Origin of the sequence: Streptomyces sp. NPDC002793, from assembly GCF_040295485.1 — a bacterium.
In the GTDB taxonomy this organism is placed as follows: Bacteria; Actinomycetota; Actinomycetes; order Streptomycetales; family Streptomycetaceae; genus Streptomyces.
Window position 1 is genome coordinate 83,472 of record NZ_JBEOVL010000011.1, and the last position, 25,960, is coordinate 109,431.

Sequence of the window (25,960 nt, forward strand, 5' to 3'; positions counted from 1 at the left end):
TCCGGGCGTCTTTCCGACGTCACCGTATTCAAGATCAAACTCACCCGTTCGAGTGAGGCTATTGCGATGGGGACCTTACGCCATGGCTGATTGGGGTGGCGTGCTCCTTGTGCAATTGGACCGTTAGCGTTCGGGCATGAACGAAGATGCACGACTCGTCGTATGGGTACGCGGACGGGTACAGCAAGTAGGGTTCCGCTGGTTCACCAGGGCGCATGCCTTGGAGATCGGAAACATCACCGGCTTCGCCCTCAATCTCGACGACGGGCGGGTGCAAGTGGTCGCCGAGGGGCCGCGTGAGAATTGCCACCGCCTGCTCGACTGGCTCGGATCGGCCGACACGCCCGGTCGCGTGGACGGCGTCACTGAGATCTGGGACACGCCTCGGGGAGGGTATGAGGGATTCGTGATCCGCTGACGGCGGGGAGGGAAAGCGGAGCGGATCCGTGGGGGTGAGTGAGGCGCGGCGAGCGGTTACCAGGAGTGCGGGGGAGAGCCCGCACCCGAAATGACCTGCGGAAGAAGCCGGCGCACGGGCATGGTTGCCAAGAAGCCCGTGCCGTGCCAGGCTGCGGGATTGACGAAGATCCCCACGCACCTCGGGACCCGCAGGAGAGTCGCGCCGCATGATCCGCAGGCCGCGCACCCCCGGGACACCCGGCCTCGTGGCCTGTGATCGTGTTGACCGTCAAACTTTTTGGTGAGACGCTGAAAACCCCGCGCACCTTAGCTGTTCGGCAGAGCTGGTGACAGCAGAACAGCAGTGGATACAGAGCACTGTCGAGCACCGCGGGTGCGATTCCCTCACGACCCACACCGCATCGGTCGGTCACTCAGTGTGGAGGACCTTTCATCATGGCAAAGGCGCTTCTCGGTTACGTCGGCGGTTCCGATCCGCGACTCCTCGCCGAGATGCGACGGCTTCAGAAGCGCGTCCAGGACCTGGAATCCGAGCTCGTACGGATCCAGGACGAGAACGACGCGCTCAACGCCGCCGCTCAGCACCAGGAGTCGCTGCTCGACAGCATCGACATCGACGTACCCCAGGCGGAGCCCGCGCTGACCTGACCCCAAGGCCCTGCCGGGGCCGGTCGGGCCGGACGCCAGCCGCTCGGGATCAACCACCGAAGTCTTCGTCACGGATCGTCGTCCGGAACACTGCGGGTTGCTTGCGATCCGGTCCGTTCGCGATCCGTTGCGTAAGACTGTGTTCGGATGACTGCACGGCAGCACCGTGCAGGATTTACCAGGGACGCTCCGGCGTCCCTTCTTTCTTTCCCCCTGAACCGCCCCTGACAGCCCCCCGGCCTATCGCTCTTCGCTTACCGTCTGATGTGCCCTGCACCTTCATCAGCGAAACCGAGAGTGAAAGGTAGAGTCCGGCGGCGTGCACCTCAAGGCCCTGACCCTCCGTGGTTTCAAATCGTTCGCCTCCGCCACGACCCTGCGGTTCGAACCGGGGATCACTTGCGTCGTCGGTCCCAACGGTTCGGGCAAATCCAATGTGGTGGACGCGCTTTCCTGGGTCATGGGCGAGCAGGGGGCCAAATCCCTGCGCGGCGGCAAGATGGAGGACGTGATCTTCGCCGGCACCACGGGAAGGCCACCGCTCGGCCGTGCGGAAGTGTCGCTAACCATCGACAATTCCGATGGCGCGCTCCCCATCGAGTACGCCGAAGTGACGATCACCCGGATCATGTTCCGCAACGGCGGCAGTGAATACCAGATCAATGGCGACACCTGTCGGCTGCTCGACATCCAGGAACTCCTCTCGGACTCCGGTATCGGCCGCGAGATGCACGTGATCGTCGGCCAGGGCCGGCTGGACTCGGTCCTGCACGCCGACCCCATGGGGCGCCGCGCCTTCATCGAAGAGGCAGCGGGTGTGCTCAAGCACCGTAAGCGCAAGGAAAAGGCGCTACGGAAACTGGAGGCGATGGGCGCCAACCTCGCCCGGGTCCAGGACCTCACCGACGAGCTGCGGCGCCAGCTCAAACCGCTGGGGCGGCAGGCCGCCGTGGCACGTCGCGCCGCTGTGATCCAGGCCGACCTGCGGGACGCCAGGCTGCGGCTCCTCGCCGACGACCTGGTGCGGCTGCGGGAGGCGCTGCGAGGTGAGATCGCCGACGAGGCCGCCCTCAAGCGGCGCAGGGAGGGGGCGGAGGCCGAGCTCAAGGCGGCACTATCCCGCGAGGCGGATCTGGAGGACGAGGTACGCCGGCTGGCGCCACGACTGCAGCGGGCCCAGCAGACCTGGTACGAACTCTCGCAACTGGCCGAGCGCGTGCGCGGCACGATCTCGCTCGCCGACGCCCGGGTGAAGAGCGCGACCGCCACGCCGGACGAGGAGCGGCGCGGGCGGGACCCCGAGGACATGGAGCGTGAGGCCGCCCGGATCCGCGAGCAGGAGGCCGAGCTGGCGGCGGCGCTCGAAGCGGCGGAACACGCCCTGGAGGACACCACCGCACACCGGGCCGACCTGGAGCGGGACTTGGCCTCCGAGGAGCGCAGGCTCCGGGACGCGGCCCGGACCATCGCGGACCGGCGCGAAGGACTCGCCCGGCTGCACGGGCAGGTCAACGCCGCGCGCGGCCGGGCGGGTTCGGCACAGGCCGAGATCGACCGGCTGGCCGCTTCGCGGGACGAGGCGCGGGACCGGGCGGTCACGGCCCAGGAGGAGTACGAGCAGCTCAGGGCCGAGGTCGAAGGCCTGGACGCGGGCGAGGCGGAGCTCACGGAGCAGTACGAGGCCGCGGCGCAGGAGCTCGCCGGGGCGGAGGCGGCTCTGAGCGCGGCGCGCGAGGCGGTCACCGCGGCGGAGCGCAGCCGCGCGGCCGTGTCCGCCCGGCACGAAGCACTGTCCCTGGGGTTGCGGCGCAAGGACGGCACCGGGGTGCTGCTCGGCGCGGGGGACCGGCTCTCCGGGCTGCTCGGACCGGTCGCGGAGCTGATCACGGTGGCCCCGGGGCACGAGGTGGCGGTGGCCGCCGCACTGGGTGTGGCCGCCGACGCCGTCGCGGTGACCGACCCGACCACCGCGGCGGACGCCATCCGTCTGCTGCGTAAGCGGGACGCGGGACGCGCGGCGCTGGTACCAGGTGGGACACGGGCCGGACAGGTCCCCGCGCAGGGCCAGGCCGCCGGACAGCTGCCTGAGCCCGTCGGTGCCGGTCAGCTCCCGGCGCAGGTGTCCGAGGCGGACCACAGCCTGACGGCGGTCACGGCCACCGGTGGCTCCGGCGCGGGTCCCGCCCCCACCGGAGAGTGCGCCGCGCCCCCGGTCGCCGCCCTGCTGCGGGGGCCGGCCGAACTGCTGACGGCCGTACGGCGGCTGGTGCGCGACATGGTCGTCGTGGGCACCCTGGAGGACGCCGAGGCGCTGGTCGCAGCCCACCCCGGGCTGACCGCCGTCACCGCCGAGGGCGATGTGCTGGGCACCCACTTCGCGCACGGCGGGTCCGCCGGTGCGCCCAGCCTGCTGGAGGTCCAGGCATCCGTGGACGAGGCCGCCGCCGAACTGGCCGAGCTGGCCGTCCGCTGCGAGGCACTCGGCTCCGCCCAGCGGGCCGCTGCCGCCGGGCGCGCCGAGTGCGCCGCCCGGGTGGAGGAGCTGGGGGAGCGCCGCCGGGCCGGCGAGCGGGAGAGGTCCGGGGTGGCGCAGCAGCTCGGCCGGCTGGCCGGGCAGGCCCGCGGCGCGGCTGGGGAGGCCGAGCGGACGACCGCCTCCGCAGCCCGGGCGCAGGAGGCGCTGGAGCGGGCCACCGAGGAGGCCGAGGAACTGGCGGAACGGCTGCTGGTCGCCGAGGAGACCCCGGTCGAGGAAGAGCCGGACACCTCCGTACGGGACAGGCTCGCCGCCGACGGCGCCAACGCGCGCCAGACCGAGATGGAGGCCCGCCTCCAGGCCCGTACCCATGAGGAACGGGTCAAGGCGCTCGCCGGGCGGGCCGACGCCCTCGACCGGGGGGCCCGCGCCGAGCGCGAGGCGCGCACCCGCGCCGAGCAGCGCCGCGCCCGGCTGCGTCACGAGGCGGCTGTGGCCGCGGCCGTGGCGTCCGGCGCCCGGCAGCTGCTCGCCCACGTAGAGGTCTCGGTCGTACGGGCGGAGGACGAACGGACCAGGGCCGAGGCCGCGAAGGCCGAGCGTGAGCGGGACCTGGCGGCCGAGCGAGGCCGGAGCCGTGACCTGAAGAGTGAGCTGGACCGGCTCACCGACTCGGTGCACCGGGGCGAGGTGCTCGGGGCGGAGAAGCGGCTGCGCATGGAGCAGGTGGAGGCCAAGGCCTTGGAGGAGTTCGGCGTCGAGCCGGCCGGTCTGGCCGCCGAGTACGGGCCGGAGCAGCTGGTGCCGCCGTCCCCCGCTGCCGAGGGGGAGGAGCTCCCGGCGGAACCGGAGCATCCGCGTAACCAGCCGAAGCCCTTCGTCAGGGCCGAGCAGGAGAAGCGGCTGAAGGCGGCCGAACGGGCCTATCAGCAACTCGGGAAGGTGAATCCGCTCGCCCTCGAGGAGTTCTCGGCCCTGGAGGAACGGCACAAGTTCCTCTCCGAGCAGCTCGAAGACCTGAAGAAGACCCGGGCCGACCTGATGCAGGTGATCAAGGAGGTCGACGTGCGGGTCGAGCAGGTCTTCACGGAGGCCTTCCGGGACACGGCGCGCGAGTTCGAGGGGGTGTTCTCCCGGCTCTTCCCGGGTGGTGAGGGCCGCCTCGTGCTCACCGACCCGGACAACATGCTGACGACCGGTCTCGACGTCGAGGCACGTCCGCCGGGGAAGAAGGTGAAGCGGCTCTCGCTGCTGTCCGGCGGTGAGAGATCCCTTACGGCCGTTGCCCTGCTGGTCTCCATCTTCAAGGCCCGGCCAAGTCCGTTCTATGTCATGGACGAGGTCGAGGCCGCGCTGGACGACACCAATCTGCAGCGCCTGATCCGGATCATGGTGGAGCTGCAGGAGAGCTCCCAGCTCATCGTGATCACGCACCAGAAGCGGACCATGGAGGTCGCCGACGCGCTCTACGGCGTGTCGATGCAGGGCGACGGGGTCTCGAAGGTGATCAGTCAGCGGCTTCGCTGAGCCCTCCTCCGCACCGGCTGACGGGCAGTCACACTCTCTTTACCTAATCTTCAACACTTCAACGCACCTTTTGGGTGTTCCTGGGTACTTGTGAGGGGCTTCCGGGATCGAGTCGCCATCTTGACTTCGAAACTTGAACGCATAACCTCGGCAATGTTGTTTTTACCTTCAAGTGGTGGTCAGTCGGAAGTTGTGCGCCACTAGGAGGGCTCACCCCCCCACACCTGACGTTGCGGCCAGGTACCAGGAGTTCATGTGACCAGCACAGCGCGCGGACCGGAGTCCGGAGCCCGGGAGGCCCATCCGGACCATCTCGGCCATGTCATCTTCATCACCGCAGCCGCAGCGATGGGCGGCTTCCTGTTCGGCTACGACAGCTCCGTGATCAACGGTGCGGTCGAGGCCATCCGGCACCGTTACGACATCGGGTCGGGGACCCTGGCCCAGGTCATCGCCATCGCCCTGATCGGCTGTGCCATCGGCGCGGCCACGGCGGGACGCATCGCGGACCGGATCGGCCGCATCCGCTGCATGCAGATCGCCGCCGTGCTCTTCACGATCAGCGCCGTCGGATCGGCGCTGCCGTTCGCCCTCTGGGACCTCGCCCTGTGGAGGGTCATCGGCGGCTTCGCGATCGGTATGGCATCGGTCATCGGCCCGGCCTACATCGCCGAGGTCTCACCGCCCGCCTACCGCGGCCGCCTCGGCTCCTTCCAGCAGGCCGCCATCGTCATCGGCATCGCCATCTCCCAGCTCGTCAACTACGGCATCCTGCAGCTCGCCGACGGTGACCAGCGCGGCAAGATCGGCGGCTTCGAGGCCTGGCAGTGGATGCTCGGAGTGATGGTCGTCCCGGCGATCCTGTACGGACTGCTGTCCTTCGCCATCCCCGAGTCGCCGCGCTTCCTGATCTCCGTCGGCAAGAAGGACCGGGCCCGGAAGATCCTCGAAGAGGTCGAGGGCAAGAGCGTCGACCTCGACGCGCGCGTGGACGAGATCGAGACGGCCATGCGCCGTGAGCACAAGTCGAAGTTCAGCGACCTGCTCGGGAGCCGCTTCGGCTTCCTGCCGATCGTCTGGGTCGGTATCGGCCTGTCGGTCTTCCAGCAGCTGGTCGGCATCAACGTGGCGTTCTACTACTCGTCGACCCTGTGGCAGTCCGTCGGGATCGACCCGTCCGGCTCGTTCTTCTACTCGTTCACCACGTCGATCATCAACATCATCGGCACCGTGATCGCCATGATCCTGGTGGACCGGGTCGGCCGGAGGCCGCTCGCGCTCATCGGATCCACCGGCATGGCCATCGCGCTGGCGTTCGAGGCGTGGGCCTTCTCCGCGGACCTGGTCGACGGCAAACTGCCCAACACCCAGGGCGTCGTGGCCCTGATCGCGGCCCATGTCTTCGTGCTCTTCTTCGCCCTGTCGTGGGGCGTCGTGGTCTGGGTCTTCCTCGGCGAGATGTTCCCCAACCGGATCCGCGCCGCCGCACTCGGAGTCGCCGCCTCGGCGCAGTGGATCGCCAACTGGGCGATCACCGCCAGCTTCCCGAGCCTGGCCGACTGGAACCTGTCGGCCACGTACATCATCTACACCTGCTTCGCCGTGCTCTCGATCCCCTTCGTGCTCAAGTTCGTGAAGGAGACCAAGGGCAAGGCGCTGGAGGAGATGGGCTGATCCCCGCTGCCCCTCTCCTCGACCCGCTGCCCCGGTCCGGCCCATGCCGGCCCGGGGCAGCGTTCCGCGCGGCCGGGCCTCCCGCCCGCCGGACGTCAGAACCCGGCCGGTCCGCCGCCCCGCCCGGCCGCCGGCCGCGGCAGCGCCGCGTACACACCCGCGGCGACCAGCATCGTGAGAGCCCAGCCCAGCCCGTGATGTCCGACCCAGGAAGCGGCGAGCGGCCCGGTGAACCACCCCACGTCGGTGCACAGCAGCCCCGCCACGAGTGCCGCCCCCCAGGCCGCCATGGCCTGTCGGCTGTATCCGGCGGTGTACCAGTAGCCGCTGCCGGGTGTGGTGTCCATGAGGGCCGCCGAGTCGTACGTACGGCCTCTCAGCAGATCCACGCCGAAGACCCCGATCCAGGCGGAGAAGGTCACGCCGAGCAGGGTGAGGAACGAGAGGAAGGTGTCGATGAAACTCGTCGCCACCAGCATCAGAAGGCCGCCCAGCAGCAGGCTGATCACCGCGTTCACCCCCACGGCCCAGGTGCGGGGCACCGCGAACCCGAGCGTCTGCGCCGTGAATCCGGCGGAGTACATCGACATCGCGTTGATCAGCACCATCCCGACGACGGCCGTCAGGAGGTACGGCACCGAGATCCACCGCGGGAGCAGCTCGCCGATGAACGCCACCGGGTCCTCCGCGACCGCCAGGTGCGGCGAGCTCACGGCCATCACCGCGCCCACCAGAACCATCGGCGTAGCCGTGACCAGTGCCCCGCCCACGGTCGCACCGACCATCGCCCGGCCGGACGCGGAGCGAGGCAGGTAGCGGGCGAAGTCCGGCGCCGAGGGGACCCAGCTGATGCCACCGGCGGCCAGGGCCCCGATCCCCGCGACCATCGATGCGGACGGACCCGGGGGCCGGTCCAGGACGGTGTGCCACGGGGCCGAACCGATCACGTGGACCAGGACGAGGAGACTGACGCCCCCGAAGAGCGAGGCGGAGACCCGGGAGCAGATCCGCAGGGCCCTGATACCGAGCCCGGACACCAGGAAGCTCGCCGCGACGAAGGCGGTCAGGGTCACCAGGGCCAGGGTGTGGGTGTCCCACACCCCGAACAACAGAGCGAGCACCGCCAGTGAGGCGTACGAACCGGTGACCGCGTTCACGGTCTCCCAGCCCCAGCGGGCCACCCACAGCAGCGCGCCGGGGAAGAGATTGCCGCGCTGTCCGAAAACCGCCCTGGACAGTGCCATGCCGGGCGCGCCACCCCGCTTGCCCGCGATCGACACGAGGCCGACCAGCCCGAACGAGAGCGTGGGGGCCGTGACCGCCACGACCAGCACCTGCCAGAAACCCAACCCGTTGAAGACGGTCAGCCCGGCGCCCACGGTCAGCAGCAGCACCGTCATGTTGGCCGTCGCCCAGGTGGGGAGAAGCGCGCGGACCCGGCCGGTGCGCTCCTCGTCGGGCACGGGATCCAAGCCGCGGTTCTCCACGGGCAGCAGCGTACCTTTACCCCCAAACGTGGCATACCGTCTCCACGCCCGGCGCCCCTGGTCCTACGGAACCGCGCCGGACCACGGTCGTGGCCGATACTGGACGCGTTATGGAAATCGTCATCCTTGCTGTAGTCATCGCCCTGGTCGCGGTCGGCCTGATCAGCGGGCTCGTGGTCAGCAGCCGCAAGAAGAAGCAGCTGCCGCCCTCGGCGCCGTCGAGCACGCCGACCATCACTCCTCCCGCCGAGCCCCGTGCCGGCGAGGAAGCCGAGACGCCGCGCGACGAAGCGCGGCGCCCCACCGAGGAGGTCGGTCTTCCCGGCGCCGGGACTCCCGTCGAGGAGACCCCGGTCGTCATCGAGCCGGAAGCCCCCGAGCTCGAAGTCCCCGAACCCACCGCCGGCCGACTGGTGCGGCTCCGTGCCCGGCTCGCCCGTTCGCAGAACTCCCTGGGCAAGGGGCTGCTGGCGCTCCTGTCCCGCGACAACCTCGACGAGGACACCTGGGAGGAGATCGAGGACACCCTCCTCACCGCCGACGTCGGCGTCGCTCCCACCCAGGAACTGGTGGAGCGGCTCCGTGAGCGGGTCCGCGTCCTCGGCACCCGTACGCCGGAGGAGCTGCGCACCCTGCTGCGCGAGGAGCTCGTCGCCCTGCTCGGCCCCGATCTCGACCGTGCGGTGAAGACGGAGGGCGGCGAAGCGACGCCCGGCGTCGTGATGGTCGTCGGGGTCAACGGCACGGGCAAGACGACCACGACGGGCAAGCTCGCCCGGGTGCTCGTCGCCGACGGCCGCAGCGTCGTGCTCGGTGCCGCGGACACCTTCCGTGCCGCCGCCGCCGACCAGCTCCAGACCTGGGGTGAGCGCGTGGGCGCCCGCACGGTGCGCGGTCCTGAGGGCGGCGACCCCGCGTCGATCGCCTTCGACGCGGTGAAGGAGGGCATCGCCGAGGGCGCCGACGTGGTGCTGATCGACACCGCGGGCCGCCTGCACACCAAGACCGGTCTGATGGACGAGCTCGGAAAGGTCAAGCGGGTCGTCGAGAAGCACGGTCCGCTCGACGAGATCCTCCTCGTCCTCGACGCCACCACCGGACAGAACGGCCTCGTCCAGGCGCGCGTCTTCGCCGAGGTGGTCGACATCACCGGCATCGTCCTCACCAAGCTGGACGGCACGGCCAAGGGCGGCATCGTCATCGCCGTCCAGCGTGAGCTGGGCGTCCCCGTGAAGCTCATCGGCCTCGGCGAGGGGCCGGACGACCTGGCGCCGTTCGAGCCGGGTGCCTTCGTCGACGCGCTGATCGGCGACTGACCCACGTACCCCGTGGACGCGTGAAGGGCGGTGGACCCGAGGAGGGGTTCACCGCCCTTCGGCGTTCAGCAGCGGTGGCATATGTAGGCGAGGGTGCCCAGCAGCAGCCGGGCCTGCGGGAGGTCGGCCGCCGTGTCCGGTGCCGGCGGACGCAGCCAGCGGACCGGTCCGAGGCCGGCGAGATCCGACGGGGGAGCGGTGACGTACGTGCCGGGGCCCAGGGCCCGCAGATCGAGATCCGCGTCGTCCCAGCCCATGCGGTAGAGCAGCCCGGGCAGGCCCGCCGCGGCCCCGGGGGCGACGAAGAACTGCGTACGCCCGGTCGGCGTCACCGCCACCGGGCCCAGCGGCAGCCCCATCCGCTCCATGCGCACCAGCGCACGCCGCCCCGCGGCCTCGGCCACATCGAGCACGTCGAAGGTCCGGCCGACCGGCAGCAGCATCGAGGCACCCGGCACCTCGGCCCAGGCCTCGGCGGCCATGCCGGGCGTGGCACCCGGTGGCACCTCGCGGGCGAAGTCCAGCGGATGCGCGCCGGGGGCCGCGCACGCGGAGTCGCCGCATGAGCAGACGCCCGCCGCGGCGCGCGCGCCCGGGGTCACAGCCCAGCCCCGGAGTCCTGTGTACTCGGCAACCTCGGTCGCCCCGGCCGAACGCCGCCGGCGCCGAGTGCCGGACCGCATCTCCCGGATGCCGCCGATCGTGAAGCCCATGCCCCCTCCAACGGGTCCGACTCACCGGTGGTTACGACCCGGAGTCCGCGCACCGCGGTCCGGCGGCGCACGGGGTGGTGTCGTAGGGGTGCGCGCTGTGCGCCCCTGAATGCCTCACTCCGCTCGCGGCCGATCACGGCCAGTCAAGTGAAGCGCGGACCGCGTCGAACGGGTTCATCCGAAGGGGTGGCGAATGGTGGCGATTCCGCAACGTCCCTCACAGGAGCGGTGATCGTAGGATTACCGTGGGTGCTCGAATCTGCAATTGCATCTGCAGTTGACTATGCCTCGGGCAATCCGCTCGCCTGTTCGATCATGGGCAACGCCCGTACGGGCAGCGCCGGGGCGCGGCATTCTGATAGAGGTTCGCGCGACAGGTTTCGGCGGGATGGGGGCGTTCCAGTGAGTGGCAGCGGCGCAGGCGAGGCGAATGCCGGGAAGCGCCCCAACGGGCAGTTGGGGTCGTGGTTCGTGCGCAGCGGCTGGTCGAAGGGTGAGCTCGCCCGCCAGGTGAACCGTCGGGCACGCCAGCTGGGTGCCCACCACATCAGCACCGACACCTCCCGGGTGCGCCGCTGGCTCGACGGTGAACAGCCCCGCGAACCGATCCCGCGCATCCTCTCCGAGCTCTTCTCCGAGCGCTTCGGCACCGTCGTCTCCGTCGAGGAACTCGGACTGCGCACCGCTCACCAGGCACCCTCGGTGTCGGGGGTCGACCTTCCCTGGGCGGGACCGCAGACCGTCGCGCTGCTCAGCGAGTTCTCCCGCAGCGACCTCATGCTGGCCCGGCGCGGATTCCTCGGCAGTTCCCTCGCCCTGGCCGCCGGCCCCACCCTCATCGAGCCGATGCAGCGCTGGCTGGTGCCCGCCGCCCGCCCGGGACAGCCGGAACAGGAGCTGCCCACGGCGGAGAACCGGCCCGCGCGGCTCTCGGGGCCCGAGCTGGACCTGCTGGAGTCCACCACGGCGATGTTCCGGCAGTGGGACGCCCAGTGCGGCGGCGGCCTGCGCCGCAAGGCCGTCGTCGGTCAGCTCCACGAGGTCACCGACCTGCTCCAGGAACCGCAGCCGGAGGCCACCGCCAGGCGTCTGTTCCGCTGCGCCGCCGAACTGGCCGAGCTCGCGGGCTGGATGAGCTACGACGTGGGTCTCCAGCCCACCGCCCAGAAGTACTTCGTGCTCGCGCTGCACGCCTCCAAGGAGGCCGGCGACAAGCCACTGGGTTCGTACATCCTCTCCAGCATGAGCCGCCAGATGATCCACCTCGGCCGGCCCGACGACGCACTCGAACTCATCCACCTCGCCCAGTACGGCAGCCGCGACTGCGCCACCGCGCGGACCCAGTCCATGCTGTATGCGATGGAGGCGCGCGCCTACGCCAACATGGGCCAGCCGAGCAAGTGCAAGCGAGCGGTCCGGATGGCGGAGGACACCTTCGCCGACGCCGCCTTCGACGACGAGCCGGAGCCCGACTGGATCCGGTTCTTCTCCGACGCCGAACTGCACGGCGAGAACGCCCACTCCTACCGCGACCTGGCTTATGTCGCCGGCCGAAGCCCCACCTACGCCTCGCTTGCCGAGCCCGTCATGGCCCGTGCGGTCCAGCTCTTCGGCGAGGACGACGAGCACCACCGGTCCTACGCGCTCAATCTGATCGGCATGGCCACCGTGCATCTCCTCAAGCGCGAGCCGGAGGAGTCGACCGTCCTCGCCACCACCGCCCTCGCGGTCGCCAAGAAGGTCAGGTCGGAGCGCGTCAACACCAGGCTCCGCAAGACCGTCGACACCGCTGCCAGGAACTTCGGGGACGTCCCCGAAGTCGCCCGGCTCACCGACCTGCTCGCAGAGCAGCTCCCGGAGACCGCCGAAGCGGTCTGACCGGGCCCACCCGCCACCGGCCACGACGGCCGCCCCGAAGCATCCGACTCGGCTCCCCCATCGCCAGGTCAACGGGTCGCCGTCGTGGCCGGTTCACGTCTCCGGGCGTTCCCACCGCACCGTATGCGGTGCAGGCAGCATGGTAGGCAGCGAACCGGGTCGGACACCCCCGGTTCATCGGTACGTAACACGCGGAGCTCCTTCGTCACTGCGGTGAAACACCGTGCGGCATCCGTGGAAACCGCGCTGCGCGAATCTCATGGCGCATAACCGGCCCGCACCTTTTCACGTGGTCCCGCACCCCCGCACGTGGCCGCACCGACGACGAGGAGACGCCGATGCCCCCAGGCATCACGACGCTTGCCGCAGACGCCCCCGAGCTGTCTGCCGCCAACACAGGGTTCATGCTCATCTGCTCCGCGATGGTGATGCTCATGACCCCGGGCCTGGCCTTCTTCTACGGAGGCATGGTCCGCGTCAAGAGCACCCTGAACATGCTGATGATGAGCTTCATCAGCCTCGGGATCGTCACGGTCCTCTGGGTGCTCTACGGATTCAGCCTCGCCTTCGGCACCGACGTCGGCTCCGTCATCGGCTGGAGTTCCGACTTCGTCGGCCTCAGCGGGATCGGCGTCACCGAGCTCTGGGACGGCTACACCATCCCGGTATACGTCTTCGCCGTGTTCCAGCTGATGTTCGCCGTGCTCACCCCGGCCCTCATCAGCGGAGCCCTCGCCGACCGCGTCAAGTTCACCTCCTGGGCCCTGTTCATCACCCTGTGGGTCACCGTGGTCTACTTCCCGGTCGCGCACTGGGTCTGGGGCGCCGGCGGCTGGCTCTTCGAGATGGGCGTCATCGACTTCGCCGGTGGTACGGCCGTCCACATCAACGCGGGTGCCGCGGCCTTCGGCGTGATCCTCGTCATCGGCAAGCGGGTCGGCTTCAAGAAGGACCCGATGCGGCCGCACAGCCTGCCGCTCGTCATGCTCGGCGCCGCACTCCTGTGGTTCGGCTGGTTCGGTTTCAACGCCGGTTCGTGGCTCGGCAACGACGACGGTGTCGGTGCCGTCATGTTCGTCAACACACAGGTCGCCACGGGTGCGGCGGTCCTCGGCTGGCTCGCCTACGAGAAGATCCGCCACGGCTCCTTCACCACCCTGGGCGCCGCGTCGGGCGCCGTCGCGGGTCTCGTCGCGATCACCCCCGCAGGCGGAGCGGTCAGCCCGCTCGGCGCCATCGCGATCGGGATCATCTCCGGTGTCCTGTGCGCCATGGCCGTCGGCCTCAAGTACAAGTTCGGTTACGACGACTCCCTGGACGTCGTCGGCGTCCACCTCGTCGGCGGTATCCTCGGCTCCCTCCTCGTCGGATTCTTCGCCACCGGTGGCGTGCAGTCCGACGCCAAGGGCCTCTTCTACGGAGGCGGGCTCGACCAGCTCGGCAAGCAGGCCGTCGGTGTCTTCGCGGTCCTCGCCTACTCCCTGATCGTCTCCGGGCTCCTGGCCCTCGTCCTGGACAGGACGATCGGGATGCGGGTCAGCGAGGACGACGAGGTCTCCGGCATCGACCAGGTCGAGCACGCCGAGACGGCGTACGACTTCAGCGGCGCCGGCGGCGGCTCCGCCTCGCGCACCACGGCTCCGGCCCCCGGCACCCCGGCAGCCCCGACGAACAAGAAGGTGGACGCATGAAGCTCATCACCGCAGTCGTGAAGCCGCACCGGCTGGACGAGATCAAGGAGGCCCTCCAGGCCTTCGGCGTCCAGGGCCTCACGGTCACGGAGGCCAGCGGATACGGGCGTCAGCGCGGACACACCGAGGTCTACCGCGGCGCGGAGTACACCGTCGACCTCGTCCCGAAGATCCGCATCGAGGTCCTCGTCGAGGACGAGGACGCCGAACAGCTCATCGACGTGGTCGTCAAGGCGGCCCGGACCGGCAAGATCGGCGACGGCAAGGTCTGGAGCGTCCCGGTCGAGACCGCGATCCGCGTCCGGACCGGCGAACGCGGCCCGGACGCCCTCTGACCGACGGTCCCTGTGAACGGAAAGGCAGCTGGGTGACGAGCACCGAAGTGACCACCGAATCCGAGGACTCGGGACCCAGCGGCTACGCGGCGGCCCGACTGCGCCTCCTCCATGAGGAGACGCGGTCCGGGCCGCCGCGCCGTGCCGCGCTCGCCGGGCTCACCGACGACTGGCTCACCGGGCTGTTCACCGCCGCCGCCGAGCGGGCGGGCGTCCGCGGCGCCGCACTCGTCGCCGTCGGCGGATACGGGCGGGGCGAGCTCTCCCCGCGCAGCGACCTCGACCTCATGCTCCTGCACGACGGCACCGCCGACGCCGGAGCCGTCGCCGCCCTCGCCGACGGGATCTGGTACCCCGTCTGGGACCTCGGCCTCGCCCTCGACCACTCCGTGCGCACCCCCGGCGAAGCGAACAGAGCCGCGAGGGAGGACCTCAAGGTCCAGCTCGGACTGCTCGACGCGCGCCCCGTCGCAGGGGACCTCGGCCTCGTCTCCGGGCTGCGCACCGGGATCCTCGCCGACTGGCGCAACCAGGCCCCCAAACGCCTCCCGGCCCTCGACGAACTGTGCCGCGAGCGGGCCGAACGCATGGGCGAGCTCCAGTTCCTCCTCGAACCCGATCTCAAGGAGGCCCGCGGCGGCCTCCGGGACGTGACCGCGCTGCGCGCCGTCGCCGCTTCCTGGGTCGCCGACGCCCCCCGCGAAGGGCTGGCGGAAGCCCGCCGTACGCTCCTCGACGCCCGCGACGCCCTCCACCTCACCACCGGACGGGCCACCGACCGCCTCGCCCTGCAGGAACAGGACCAGGTCGCCACCGCCCTCGGCCTCCTCGACGCCGACGTCCTGCTGCGCCAGGTGTACGAGGCCGCCCGCACCGTCTCGTACGCCACCGACGTCACCTGGCGCGAGGTCAACCGTGTCCTGCGGGCCCGCTCCGTACGACCCCGGCTGCGTGCGATCCTCGGCGGCGCCAAGGCCGCGCCGGAACGGACCCCGCTCGCCGAGGGCGTCGTCGAGGCCGACGGCGAAGTGGTCCTCGCGCGCACCGCCCGCCCCGAACGGGACCCCGTGCTCACCCTCCGGGCCGCCGCCGCGGCGGCCGAGGCCGGGCTGCCGCTCTCCCGCCACCTCGTACGCCACCTGAGGACCGCGGCCCAGCCGCTGCCCGTGCCGTGGCCCGCCCAGGCCCGCGAGGAACTCGTCACCCTGCTCGGTGCCGGCGAAGCCACCGTCGGCGTCTGGGAGGCCCTGGAGGCGGAAGGCATCATCACCCGGCTGCTGCCCGACTGGGAACGGGTCCACTGCCGGCCCCAGCGCAACCCCGTCCACACCTGGACCGTCGACCGGCACCTCGTCGAGACAGCCGTACGCGCCTCCCACCTCACCCGCCGCGTCGGCCGGCCCGACCTCCTCCTGACCGCCGCCCTGCTCCACGACATCGGCAAGGGCTGGCCCGGGGACCACTCCGTCGCCGGCGAGGTCATCGCCCGCGACATGGCCACCCGCATCGGCTTCGACCAGCAGGACGTGGGCGTTGTCGCCACACTCGTACGCCACCATCTGCTGCTCGTCGACACCGCCACCCGGCGCGACCTCGACGACCCCGCGACCGTCCGCTCCGTCGCCACGGCCGTGGGCAGCGCCTCCACGCTGGAACTGCTGCACGCGCTCACCGAGGCCGACGCGCTGGCCACCGGCCCCGCCGCCTGGAGCTCCTGGCGGGCCTCCCTCGTCACCGATCTGGTCGGACGCGTCGCCGCACTCCTGGCGGGCGAGGAACCCCCCGTGCCGGAGCCGCTGGGCCCGAGCGCCGAGCAGGAACGCCTCGCCGTCGAGGCCCTGCGGACCGGCGAGCCCGTCCTCTCCCTGCGCACGAGGTCCGAACCGGGCTCCGAGGACGGAGCACCCGAACCCGTGGGCGTCGAGCTCCTCATCGCGGTGCCCGACCGCCCCGGCGTCCTGCCCGCGGCGGCAGGGGTTCTCGCCCTGCACCGCCTCACCGTGCGCGCCGCCGACCTGCGCGCCGTCGAACTCCCCACCGAGATGGGCGAATCGGCGGATCTGCTGGTCCTCAGCTGGCGGGTGGCGGCCGAATACGGCTCCCTCCCGCAGGCAGCCCGGCTGCGGGCAGACCTCGTACGCGCCCTGGACGGTTCGCTGGACATCCGGGCCAGGCTCGCCGAACGCGAGGCGGCCTATCCACGACGGCGCGGGGTCAAGGCCCCGCCTCCCACGGTGACCGTCGCGGCGGCGGGCTCCCGCCTCGCCACGGTGCTCGAGGTCCGAGCCCAGGACGCCCCGGGGCTGCTGCACCGGATCGGCCGGGCCCTGGAGCAGAGCGAGGTGCGGGTGCGCAGCGCCCACGTCTCGACGCTGGGAGCCAACGCGGTGGATGCCTTCTACGTCACGGACGGCGCCGGTGAACCACTGCTCCCCGAACGCGCCGCTCAGGTCGCCGGGGAGGTCGAGAAGGAGCTCGGCTGACCTGCCGGCCCAGGCCCGTTCGTCACGAGAAACGGGCGAGGGCTTCGCGTTCTCCGGGGTCCGGATACCCTGGAGGGCGACTGACCTGCCCCGCCCCCGACCCTGAGGACCGACGAGCGCCGTGTTCGATACTCTCTCCGACCGCCTTAGCGCGACTTTCAAAAACCTCAGGGGCAAGGGCCGCTTGTCCGAGGCGGACATCGACGCCACGGCTCGCGAGATCCGTATCGCCCTGCTCGAGGCCGATGTCGCGCTCCCCGTCGTCCGTGCGTTCATCGCCAACGTCAAGGAGCGGGCGCGCGGTGTCGAGGTCTCCCAGGCACTGAACCCCGCTCAGCAAGTGGTCAAGATCGTCAACGAGGAGCTCGTCGGCATCCTCGGCGGCGAGACCCGGCGGCTCCGGTTCGCCAAGAACCCGCCCACCGTGATCATGCTCGCGGGTCTGCAGGGTGCCGGTAAGACCACCCTCGCCGGGAAGCTCGGTCTCTGGCTCAAGGCCCAGGGCCACTCCCCGCTGCTCGTCGCCTGTGACCTCCAGCGCCCCAACGCCGTGAACCAGCTGAGCGTCGTCGCCGACCGCGCCGGTGTCGCGGTCTACGCCCCGGAGCCGGGCAACGGCGTGGGCGACCCGGTCAAGGTCGCCGAGGACTCCATCGAGTTCGCCCGTTCCAAGGTCCACGACATCGTCATCGTCGACACCGCCGGCCGCCTCGGTATCGACGAGGAGCTGATGCGCCAGGCCGCGGACATCCGCGACGCCGTCAGCCCCGACGAGATCCTCTTCGTCGTCGACGCGATGATCGGCCAGGACGCGGTCAACACCGCCGAGGCCTTCCGCGACGGCGTCGGCTTCGACGGCGTGGTGCTCTCCAAGCTCGACGGCGACGCCCGCGGTGGTGCGGCCCTGTCGGTCGCCCATGTCACGGGCAAGCAGATCATGTTCGCGTCGAACGGTGAGAAGCTCGAGGACTTCGACGCCTTCCACCCCGACCGCATGGCCTCCCGCATCCTCGACATGGGTGACCTGCTCACCCTGATCGAGCAGGCGGAGAAGACGTTCAGCCAGGAAGAGGCCGCCAAAATGGCCTCCAAGCTGGCGTCGAGCAAGGGCAAGGACTTCACGCTCGACGACTTCCTGGCGCAGATGGAGCAGGTCAGGAAGATGGGCTCCATCTCCAAGCTGCTCGGGATGCTGCCCGGCATGGGGCAGATCAAGGACCAGATCAGCAACATCGACGAGCGCGACGTCGACCGCACGGCCGCCATCATCAAGTCGATGACCCCGAAGGAACGCGCCGAGCCGACGCTCATCAACGGCTCTCGCCGGGCCCGCATCGCCAAGGGTTCCGGTGTCGAGGTCTCCGCGGTGAAGAACCTCGTGGAGCGGTTCTTCGAGGCGCGCAAGATGATGTCGAAGATGGCCCAGGGAGGCGGCATGCCCGGGATGCCGGGGATGCCCGGCACGGGCGGCGGCGCCGGCCGTCAGAAGAAGCAGGTCAAGCAGGCCAAGGGCAAGCGCAAGAGCGGCAACCCGATGAAGCGCAAGGCCGAGGAGCAGGCCGAGGCCGCCCGCCGTGAGCAGGCGGCGCAGGGGGGCGCGTTCGGTCTGCCGGCCCAGGAGGACAAGAACTTCGAACTGCCGGACGAGTTCAAGAAGTTCATGGGCTGACCGGCCAGGAGCACGGACGGAGGGGCGCCCCGCACCGCGGGGCGCCCCTCCGCCTACGACACGCACACCAGATAGCGGAAGACGTTCGGCATCCACACCGTGCCGTCGGGCCGCAGGTGCGGATGCAGGGCCTCCGCGACCTCCTTCTCCACCTGGGAACGGTCCGTCGCCCGTATCGCCGTGTCGAACAGCCCGGTCGACAGCAGGCCGCGGACCGCGCTGTCCACGTCCGCGTACCCGAACGGGCAGGACACCCGGCCCGAGCCGTCCGGCCTGAGTCCGGCCCGCGCGGCGACCTCCTCCAGGTCGTCCCGCAGCGCCGGCCGCCAGCCGCTGCCGGAGCGCGGGGTGCGCGCCGACTCGGTGAGCCGGGCGGCGACCCGCAGCACCGGAGCCGTGGCACAGCGCTCCGGCGGTCCCCAGCCGGCCAGCACCACCGTGGCTCCCCGCACGGCCAGCGGGACGGCGGAGGCCAGCGCGGGCGCGAGTCCCTCGGAGTCACCTGCCGTGCAGCCGATCGGCTGGAAGGCGGTCAGCAGGTTGTACGGGGCCCCTCCGTCCGGGGCGGCCGCCTGCACGCTGTCGACGAGCCTCGCCCTCGGATCCGCACGTCCCGGGACCGCCTCCGGCCCCGGATCGGACGCGAGACGCTCGCGGGCCAGGGCGAGCCGTTCACGGTCGGTGTCGACGCCTGTGACGCGCGCCCCACGGGAGGCCGCGATCAACAGCGCGAGCCCGGAACCGCAGCCGAGGGAGAGCATCCGCGTACCGGCCCCGACTTCGAGGCGTTCGTACACCGCCTCGTAGAGCGGTGCCAGCATGCGCTCCTGGATCTCGGCCCAGTCACGGGCACGGGAACCGGCGTCCACCGGGGCGGACGCATCCGCGTACCTGTGGTGCCGGACGAGCGTAGGTGTCATGGAATGCGCCCCAATCCGCCGTGAGGTCGGTCGTGCCCGAGTGAGGTCCCCCATGTCCATGTGCTGTGTGTGCGCCCACAGCCCTCGTATGTCAGAGAACTCCGCATCGGCGGTTCCGTCCAGAGGCCGGACGGGGTGGGACGGCATCGCTCGCGTGCTCCGGTCGTGCGCCCCCGGGCGCGCCGACACCGGTGCGGGCGCCGGGAACAGCACGCCTGCCGCTCGCTTCCTCACAGTCTTACCCGACACGCGGGGCGCAGCACGTCGAGCGCCCCGGGCCGGGTCGCGACCGGTGCGCGGCCGTCGCTCCGTGCCGGGTAATGTCGCCCGTGGGGCACCCGTCCACACCGGTGCGTACGCGTTGCTACGTACCACCTTGGTGCGAGCTGTGAGACTTCTCCGCTGATCTGCGCACCCGCCCTCGTCCGGACGCATCAAGGGCAACTGACTGGTACGTGCAAATTATTTGGGATGCCCCGGAATAGGAACACCGGAGCACTCAGGCTCGTTGTCACGACGTGAGCACGACACCACCTGTACTTGCCGCAGAGCTGGCACAGGCGTGGGCCGACATTCAGCGGCACCACCCCGAGCTGCCCGATCTTGCCGCGCCAGAGTCCCTGATCGGAGAGTCCTCGTCCGCCTGTGGCGCCGAGCTCTCCTTCGAACGACTGCTCCATGAGGCAGTCCACGGCATCGCGGCCGCGAGGGGTGTCCGGGACACCTCCCGCGCCGGCCGCTACCACAACAGACGCTTCCTCGCGATCGCCGAGGAGCTGGGCCTCGACCATGCCGAGGAGCCCCACCCCAGCAGCGGATTCTCGCTGGTGACGCTGAATCCCGAGGCCAAACGCCGGTACCGCCCCACCACGGAACGGCTGCAGCGTGCGCTCAAGGCGCACACCGTCGCCACCGCGGCGGACACCAAGCGCTCGTTCCGCGGTCCCGCCGCGCGGCACGGCTCGTCCGGGGGAGGCGTGCGGGTCAAGGCCGTGTGCGACTGCGGGCGCAACGTCCGCGTCGTGCCCTCGGTGCTCGCCCAGGCCCCGATCGTCTGCGGCGGCTGCGGAAAGCCCTTCCGCATCCCGGAAGCGGCGGTCGCGGTGGGGTGACCCGACGGCGTGTGGCACAATGGCTAGCTGTACTCGACAGTCGCATAGGACCCCTCTCTCCTCCGGCTGACGCGTCCGTCGGGCACCCGAGTACCGCAACCCCACGTGGCATCTTTTGTGCCCACCCACGTCAGAGACCAGGAGACACCACTTCCGTGGCAGTCAAGATCAAGCTGAAGCGTCTGGGCAAGATCCGTTCGCCTCACTACCGCATCGTCGTCGCCGACTCCCGTACCCGCCGTGACGGCCGGGCCATCGAGGAGATCGGCCTGTACCACCCGGTGCAGAACCCCTCGCGCATCGAGGTCAACGCAGAGCGCGCGCAGTACTGGCTTTCCGTCGGCGCCCAGCCGACCGAGCCGGTCCTCGCGATCCTCAAGCTCACCGGTGACTGGCAGGCCCACAAGGGCCTCCCGGCCCCCGCGCCGCTGCTGCAGCCGGAGCCCAAGGCTGACAAGCGCGCCCTGTTCGAGGCCCTGACCGCGGACGGCGACGAGGCCAAGGGTGAGGCCATCACCCAGAAGGCCAAGAAGTCGGACAAGAAGGCGGACGAGGCGGCTGACGCTGCCGCGTCCACCGAGTCGACCGAGGCCTGAGCGTGCTCGAGGAGGCTCTTGAGCACCTCGTGAAGGGCATCGTCGACAACCCCGACGATGTGCAGGTCGCCTCGCGTGACCTGCGCCGTGGACGCGTGCTCGAGGTCCGGGTTCACCCCGAAGACCTCGGCAAGGTGATCGGCCGTAACGGCCGCACCGCGCGCGCCCTGCGTACCGTCGTGGGTGCCATCGGCGGCCGTGGAATCCGCGTCGACCTCGTCGATGTGGATCAGGTTCGCTAAGAGTTGAACACCGGCCGGGGCCGGGGAGGGCTTTCGAGCCGTCCCCGGCCTTTGTCGTCCGTACATGACCGCCTTCCCATGTGCCGGCCGGTCCACGAGATCATCAGGAGAAGTAGCGTGCAGTTGGTAGTTGCGCGGATCGGTCGCGCCCATGGCATCAAGGGCGAGGTCACCGTCGAGGTGCGCACCGACGAGCCCGAGCTCCGGCTCGGGCCCGGGGCCGTGCTGGCCACGGAGCCCGCCCAGGTGGGACCGCTGACGATCGAGACCGGCCGGGTGCACAGCGGCAGGCTGCTGCTGCGCTTCGATGGTGTGCGTGACCGTACGGGCGCCGAGGCGCTGCGCAACACCCTGTTGATCGCCGAGGTGGACCCGGCGGAACTCCCCGAGGACCCCGAGGAGTTCTACGACCACCAGCTGATGGACCTGGACGTCGTCCTCGCCGACGGCACGGAGATCGGCCGGATCACCGAGATCACGCACCTGCCGTCCCAGGACCTGTTCATCGTGGAGCGGCCGGACGGCAGTGAGGTGATGATCCCGTTCGTCGAGGAGATCGTCGCCGAGATCGACCTGGAGGAGCAGCGGGCCGTCATCACTCCGCCGCCGGGCCTGATCGACGAGAGCGAGGCCGTGATCGCCTCCACGCGTGACGACTCGACGCGTGACGACTCCACGCGTGACGACTCCACGCGTGACGAGGACGAGAGCGCCGCCGGCCAGGACGGCGACGCGGCACGTGACGGGAAGGGCGACGCCTGATGCGGCTGGACGTCGTCACGATCTTCCCCGAGTACCTGGAGCCCCTGAACGTCTCGCTCGTCGGCAAGGCGCGCGCCCGGGGCGGTCTCGACGTACACGTCCACGACCTGCGGGACTGGACCCACGACCGGCACAACACGGTGGACGACACCCCCTACGGCGGTGGCCCCGGCATGGTCATGAAGACCGAGCCCTGGGGCGAGGCGCTGGACGACGCGCTGGCCGGCGGGTACGAGGCAGGGGCACACTCCCCGGTCCTCGTGGTGCCCACCCCCAGCGGCAGGCCCTTCACCCAGGAGCTGGCCGTCGAGCTCTCCGGCCGACCGTGGCTGATCTTCACGCCCGCCCGCTACGAGGGCATCGACCGCCGGGTGATGGACGAGTACGCGACGCGCCTGCCGGTCATCGAGGTGTCCATCGGGGACTACGTCCTGGCGGGCGGGGAAGCCGCCGTCCTGGTGATCACCGAGGCCGTGGCCCGGCTGCTGCCCGGAGTGCTCGGCAACGCCGAGTCGCACCGTGACGACTCCTTCGCGCCCGGGGCCATGGCCGACCTGCTCGAGGGACCGGTCTACACGAAGCCCCCGGAGTGGCGTGGACGTGCGATCCCCGAGGTGCTGCTCAGCGGCCACCACGGCCGGATCGCGCGCTGGCGACGGGACGAGGCCTTCCGCCGCACCGCTCTCCACAGGCCCGATCTCATCGAGCGGTGCGAGGCGTCCGGCTTCGACAAGAAGGACCGCGAGATGCTCTCCATCCTCGGCTGGTCCCCGGCGCCCGACGGGCGATTTTGGCGCAGGCCCGAGGCCGTGGAAGAATAGGTCCGCTGTACGTCCGGCGTGCGCCCCTGCCACAGGGGGAAAGCCGCCCGCCCGATGTGACCAGCACCCGAATCTCACTCTTACCCTTCCCGTCGATGACCTGTGGCATCGGCGAAGAAAGCAGACAACATGACTTCGCTGCTCGATGGCGTCAACGCCGCCACCCTCCGCACCGACCTCCCGGCGTTCCGCCCCGGTGACACCGTCAACGTCCACGTGCGCGTGATCGAGGGCAACCGCTCCCGTATCCAGCAGTTCAAGGGCATCGTCATCCGCCGCCAGGGCTCGGGCGTCAGCGAGACCTTCACGGTCCGCAAGGTCTCCTTCAGCGTCGGCGTCGAGCGCACCTTCCCGGTGCACAGCCCGATCTTCGAGAAGATCGAGCTCGTCACCCGCGGTGACGTCCGTCGCGCCAAGCTGTACTTCCTCCGTGAGCTCCGCGGCAAGGCCGCGAAGATCAAGGAGAAGCGCGACCGCTGATTCACCTCCGGCGTCCACAGCGCGGCCGGATAGAATCCGGCTCCGATGGACACGGAAGCACAGCACACGGAGCGCGATCGCTCCTCCGGCCCCGCAGACGGGCCCGAGGAGGGGTCGCGCTTCACGCATGTCCCGGACCCGCAGGACACGGACCCGGACACGCTCGCGTCCACGTCCACTTCGACGGACTGGGGGCGCAGCGTCTTCCTGGGCATGCTCTGCACGGTCGCCCTGTTGCTGTTCAGCACCTTCGTGCTGCAGCCCTTCCTCATACCCAGCGGCTCGATGGAGCCCACGCTGCGGGTCGGGGACCGGGTCCTGGTCAACAAGCTGGCGTACCGTTTCGGCTCGGAGCCCCGGCGCGGCGACGTGGTGGTCTTCGACGGCACCGGATCCTTCGTGCAGGAGCCGGAGTCCGGGGGGAACCCCGTCGCCGCGCTGCTGCGCGACGCGGCAGCGTCCCTGGGGCTGGCCGAACCCGCCGGGACCGACTTCGTGAAGCGGGTGGTGGGCGTGGGGGGCGACCGTGTGGTCTGCTGCGACGAGCGGGGGAGGCTCGAGGTGAACGGCACTCCGGTGGACGAGGAGTACCTGCACCCCGGGGACCGGCCGTCCGGGGTCGCCTTCGACATAGTGGTGCCCGACGGCACCCTGTGGATGATGGGCGACCACCGCAGCAACTCGCGGGACTCCCGAGACCACCTGGGCCGGCCAGGGGGCGGCATGGTGCCCGTCGAGCGCGTGATCGGGCGCGTCGACTGGCTCGGCTGGCCGCTGGGCAGGCTCGGCTCCCTGGAGGGCACCGAGGCCTTCACCGGCATACGGCCGGCGGACGCGCACCATGGGTAACCGGGGGCGCAAGCGGGGAGAGCCGGACACCGGCCCGCCGCCGCCCACCGGGCCGAGGCCGGTCACGGGCCGCTCACTGCCCACGCGGGCGGAGCGCCGCAAGCTGGCCCGCAAGGTGAGACGCCGCAGGCGTCGGTCCGCGATCAAGGAGATACCCCTCCTCATCCTGGTGGCGCTGCTGATCGCGCTGGTGCTCAAGACCTTCCTCGTCCAGGCCTTCGTGATCCCGTCCGGGTCGATGGAACAGACCATCCGGATCGGTGACCGGGTGATGGTCGACAAGCTGACCCCCTGGTTCGGCTCCGAACCGCAGCGGGGCGACGTCGTCGTCTTCAAGGACCCGGGCGGCTGGCTGCAGCAGGAGAGCCCAGCCGCCGAGGACCCGCCCGCCGGGGTCAAACAGGTCAAGGAACTGCTGACCTTCATCGGGCTGCTCCCCTCCGAGGACGAGCAGGATCTGATCAAACGCGTGGTGGCGGTCGGCGGTGACACCGTGAAGTGCTGCGGCGCCGACGGCAGGATGACGGTCAACGGGGTGGCGCTCGACGAGCCGTACCTGAATCCCGGCGATGTGCCCTCCACCCTCACGTTCGAGGTGGAGGTTCCGGAGAACCGCATCTTCGTGATGGGTGACCACCGGTCGAATTCCGCGGACTCGCGCTTCCATCTCGACAAACCGGGGAAGGGTACGGTCTCGGAGGACGAGGTCGTGGGCCGGGCCGTGGTGATCGCCTGGCCGTTCGGGCACTGGCGCAAGCTGGAGGAGCGCGGAACGTACGATTCCGTCCCCGACGGCAGCGCCGGGGCGACGGCCGGGGCGTCCCCGTCGAATAGTGTGTCCTCCCAGGATCGCAACGGAATGGTCCTGCTCCCGACCCCTGCGGAACTCCCGCTCGTTATGGGAGTGGTGGGCCTGCGCCGGATCGGACGCGGGCGGTGGCACGGAGTGAGGAGTGGATGTGGGGGATTTGGCGGTCGGCGCACGATCCGGACACGACGAACCCGAGGACCGGCCTTCGAACAGCGGGGTCCCGGTGGACGCGGAGAGTGACGGCGAGTCCCCGGGCGATGGCAGCACGGCGGTGAAGAAGCCGCGTTCGTTCTGGAAGGAGCTGCCCCTTCTCATCGGTATCGCGCTCATTCTCGCGCTGCTGATCAAGACGTTCCTGGTGCAGGCGTTCTCGATTCCCTCGGACTCCATGCAGAACACGCTGCAGCGGGGGGACCGGGTGCTGGTCGACAAGCTGACCCCGTGGTTCGGCTCGGAGCCGGAGCGCGGAGAGGTCGTGGTCTTCCATGACCCGGGCGGCTGGCTGGAGGACACCGTCACGCCCGAGCCCAACGCGGTGCAGAAGTTCCTGAGCTTCATCGGACTGATGCCGTCCGCCGAGGAGAAGGACCTGATCAAGAGGGTCGTCGCCATCGGCGGTGACACCGTCGAGTGCAAGAAGAACGGACCGGTGACGGTCAACGGCAAGGCGCTGGAGGACAAGTCGTTCATCTTCGAGGGGAACAGCGCCTGCGACGACGAGCCGTTCGGCCCGATCCATGTGCCCGAGGGCCGGATCTGGGTGATGGGTGACCACCGGCAGAATTCGCTGGATTCCCGTTACCACCAGGAGCTGCCCGGACAGGGCACGGTGTCGGTGGACGAGGTGGTCGGGCGAGCCGTCGTCGTGGCCTGGCCCATCGACCGCTGGGCGACCCTCCCGGTGCCGAGCACGTTCGACCAGCCCGCGCTGAACGCGGCCGCCACGGCCGCCGTGCCCGGAGCACTGGGCGTAGCCGGGGCGCTGCCCCTCGTGTTCTGGCGCCGCCGCAGGCTGACCCGCGGGCATACCGCCGGGTAGGGTGCCCACTC

General features: G+C 70.5%; 22 protein-coding genes. 19 read left to right on the forward strand and 3 right to left on the reverse strand.

The window, feature by feature from the left end; all coding sequences use genetic code 11:
* Window positions 1-136: 136 nt before the first annotated feature.
* The 4 genes from ABT001_RS13305 (at window position 137) to ABT001_RS13320 (ending at window position 6,745) form a co-directional block, all read left to right on the forward strand.
* A complete protein-coding gene (locus ABT001_RS13305; RefSeq protein ID WP_351276166.1) occupies window positions 137-418 on the forward strand; it encodes an acylphosphatase in 282 nt (93 codons plus the stop codon).
* Window positions 419-855: 437 nt separating this feature from the next.
* The gene (locus tag ABT001_RS13310; RefSeq protein ID WP_033304037.1) at window positions 856-1,068 is read left to right on the forward strand and encodes a hypothetical protein; all 213 of its coding nucleotides are present in this window, start codon (window positions 856-858) and stop codon (window positions 1,066-1,068) included.
* Between the two features lie 319 nt (window positions 1,069-1,387).
* The gene (locus tag ABT001_RS13315) at window positions 1,388-5,071 is read left to right on the forward strand and encodes an AAA family ATPase (RefSeq protein WP_351276168.1); all 3,684 of its coding nucleotides are present in this window, start codon (window positions 1,388-1,390) and stop codon (window positions 5,069-5,071) included.
* Between the two features lie 255 nt (window positions 5,072-5,326).
* The gene (locus ABT001_RS13320; RefSeq protein WP_351276170.1) at window positions 5,327-6,745 is read left to right on the forward strand and encodes a sugar porter family MFS transporter; all 1,419 of its coding nucleotides are present in this window, start codon (window positions 5,327-5,329) and stop codon (window positions 6,743-6,745) included.
* A gap of 95 nt (window positions 6,746-6,840) precedes the next feature.
* Here ABT001_RS13320 and ABT001_RS13325 read toward each other — a convergent pair whose 3' ends face one another.
* Window positions 6,841-8,232, reverse strand: coding sequence for a purine-cytosine permease family protein (locus tag ABT001_RS13325; protein WP_351276172.1), 1,392 nt, complete (start codon window positions 8,230-8,232; stop codon window positions 6,841-6,843).
* A gap of 110 nt (window positions 8,233-8,342) precedes the next feature.
* On the opposite strand from ABT001_RS13325, the gene ftsY reads away from it, so the two are divergent.
* On the forward strand, window positions 8,343-9,548 hold the full coding sequence (gene ftsY / locus ABT001_RS13330) for a signal recognition particle-docking protein FtsY (protein WP_351276174.1): 1,206 nt from the start codon (window positions 8,343-8,345) through the stop codon (window positions 9,546-9,548).
* A gap of 65 nt (window positions 9,549-9,613) precedes the next feature.
* Here ftsY and ABT001_RS13335 read toward each other — a convergent pair whose 3' ends face one another.
* Window positions 9,614-10,261: a bifunctional DNA primase/polymerase gene (locus ABT001_RS13335; protein WP_351276176.1), complete on the reverse strand. Its 648-nt coding sequence runs from the start codon at window positions 10,259-10,261 to the stop codon at window positions 9,614-9,616.
* Between the two features lie 402 nt (window positions 10,262-10,663).
* Here ABT001_RS13335 and nsdA point away from each other — a divergent pair, with 402 nt between their 5' ends.
* From nsdA to ffh, 5 genes are all read left to right on the forward strand, one after another.
* Window positions 10,664-12,139: a transcriptional repressor NsdA gene (nsdA, locus tag ABT001_RS13340; RefSeq protein WP_351276178.1), complete on the forward strand. Its 1,476-nt coding sequence runs from the start codon at window positions 10,664-10,666 to the stop codon at window positions 12,137-12,139.
* Window positions 12,140-12,477: 338 nt separating this feature from the next.
* Window positions 12,478-13,830: an ammonium transporter gene (locus ABT001_RS13345; RefSeq protein WP_351276180.1), complete on the forward strand. Its 1,353-nt coding sequence runs from the start codon at window positions 12,478-12,480 to the stop codon at window positions 13,828-13,830.
* Window positions 13,827-14,165, forward strand: a complete 339-nt coding sequence (locus ABT001_RS13350; protein ID WP_014048583.1) for a P-II family nitrogen regulator — start codon at window positions 13,827-13,829, stop codon at window positions 14,163-14,165. The genes ABT001_RS13345 and ABT001_RS13350 overlap by 4 nt, the downstream gene beginning before the upstream one ends.
* A 32-nt stretch (window positions 14,166-14,197) precedes the next feature.
* Window positions 14,198-16,648 carry a [protein-PII] uridylyltransferase gene (locus tag ABT001_RS13355; protein WP_351276183.1) on the forward strand — a complete coding sequence of 817 codons (2,451 nt, stop codon included), beginning with the start codon at window positions 14,198-14,200 and terminating at the stop codon, window positions 16,646-16,648.
* Window positions 16,649-16,769: 121 nt separating this feature from the next.
* Window positions 16,770-18,317: a signal recognition particle protein gene (gene ffh / locus ABT001_RS13360; RefSeq protein ID WP_351276185.1), complete on the forward strand. Its 1,548-nt coding sequence runs from the start codon at window positions 16,770-16,772 to the stop codon at window positions 18,315-18,317.
* A 53-nt stretch (window positions 18,318-18,370) separates the two neighbouring features.
* On the opposite strand, the gene ABT001_RS13365 is transcribed toward ffh, so the two are convergent.
* Window positions 18,371-19,237, reverse strand: coding sequence for a methyltransferase domain-containing protein (locus ABT001_RS13365; protein ID WP_351276187.1), 867 nt, complete (start codon window positions 19,235-19,237; stop codon window positions 18,371-18,373).
* A 518-nt stretch (window positions 19,238-19,755) separates the two neighbouring features.
* Between ABT001_RS13365 and ABT001_RS13370 the strand changes: the two genes are divergently transcribed.
* The 9 genes from ABT001_RS13370 to lepB (ABT001_RS13410) all read left to right on the forward strand — a co-directional run bounded on the left by ABT001_RS13370 (window position 19,756) and on the right by lepB (ABT001_RS13410) (window position 25,949).
* Window positions 19,756-20,349 (forward strand): hypothetical protein, encoded by a 594-nt coding sequence (locus ABT001_RS13370; protein ID WP_096626346.1) that lies wholly within the window; start codon window positions 19,756-19,758, stop codon window positions 20,347-20,349.
* Between the two features lie 155 nt (window positions 20,350-20,504).
* Window positions 20,505-20,945: a 30S ribosomal protein S16 gene (rpsP, locus tag ABT001_RS13375; protein WP_351276189.1), complete on the forward strand. Its 441-nt coding sequence runs from the start codon at window positions 20,505-20,507 to the stop codon at window positions 20,943-20,945.
* Window positions 20,946-20,947: 2 nt separating this feature from the next.
* Entirely contained in the window at window positions 20,948-21,187 is a 240-nt protein-coding gene (locus ABT001_RS13380; RefSeq protein WP_014048589.1) for an RNA-binding protein, read from the forward strand.
* A gap of 117 nt (window positions 21,188-21,304) precedes the next feature.
* Window positions 21,305-21,949: a ribosome maturation factor RimM gene (gene rimM, locus ABT001_RS13385; protein ID WP_351276191.1), complete on the forward strand. Its 645-nt coding sequence runs from the start codon at window positions 21,305-21,307 to the stop codon at window positions 21,947-21,949.
* Complete coding sequence (gene trmD / locus ABT001_RS13390; protein ID WP_351276193.1) at window positions 21,949-22,770, forward strand: tRNA (guanosine(37)-N1)-methyltransferase TrmD; 822 nt, start codon at window positions 21,949-21,951, stop codon at window positions 22,768-22,770. Before rimM ends, trmD begins: the two co-directional genes overlap by 1 nt.
* 129 nt (window positions 22,771-22,899) lie before the next feature.
* Window positions 22,900-23,250, forward strand: a complete 351-nt coding sequence (gene rplS, locus ABT001_RS13395; RefSeq protein WP_351276195.1) for a 50S ribosomal protein L19 — start codon at window positions 22,900-22,902, stop codon at window positions 23,248-23,250.
* 45 nt (window positions 23,251-23,295) lie between these two features.
* Window positions 23,296-24,099 (forward strand): signal peptidase I, encoded by an 804-nt coding sequence (gene lepB / locus ABT001_RS13400; protein ID WP_351276197.1) that lies wholly within the window; start codon window positions 23,296-23,298, stop codon window positions 24,097-24,099.
* Window positions 24,092-25,150 carry a signal peptidase I gene (gene lepB / locus ABT001_RS13405; protein ID WP_351276199.1) on the forward strand — a complete coding sequence of 353 codons (1,059 nt, stop codon included), beginning with the start codon at window positions 24,092-24,094 and terminating at the stop codon, window positions 25,148-25,150. The genes lepB (ABT001_RS13400) and lepB (ABT001_RS13405) overlap by 8 nt, the downstream gene beginning before the upstream one ends.
* Entirely contained in the window at window positions 25,068-25,949 is an 882-nt protein-coding gene (gene lepB / locus ABT001_RS13410) for a signal peptidase I (protein ID WP_351276379.1), read from the forward strand. The genes lepB (ABT001_RS13405) and lepB (ABT001_RS13410) overlap by 83 nt, the downstream gene beginning before the upstream one ends.
* Window positions 25,950-25,960 lie beyond the last annotated feature (11 nt).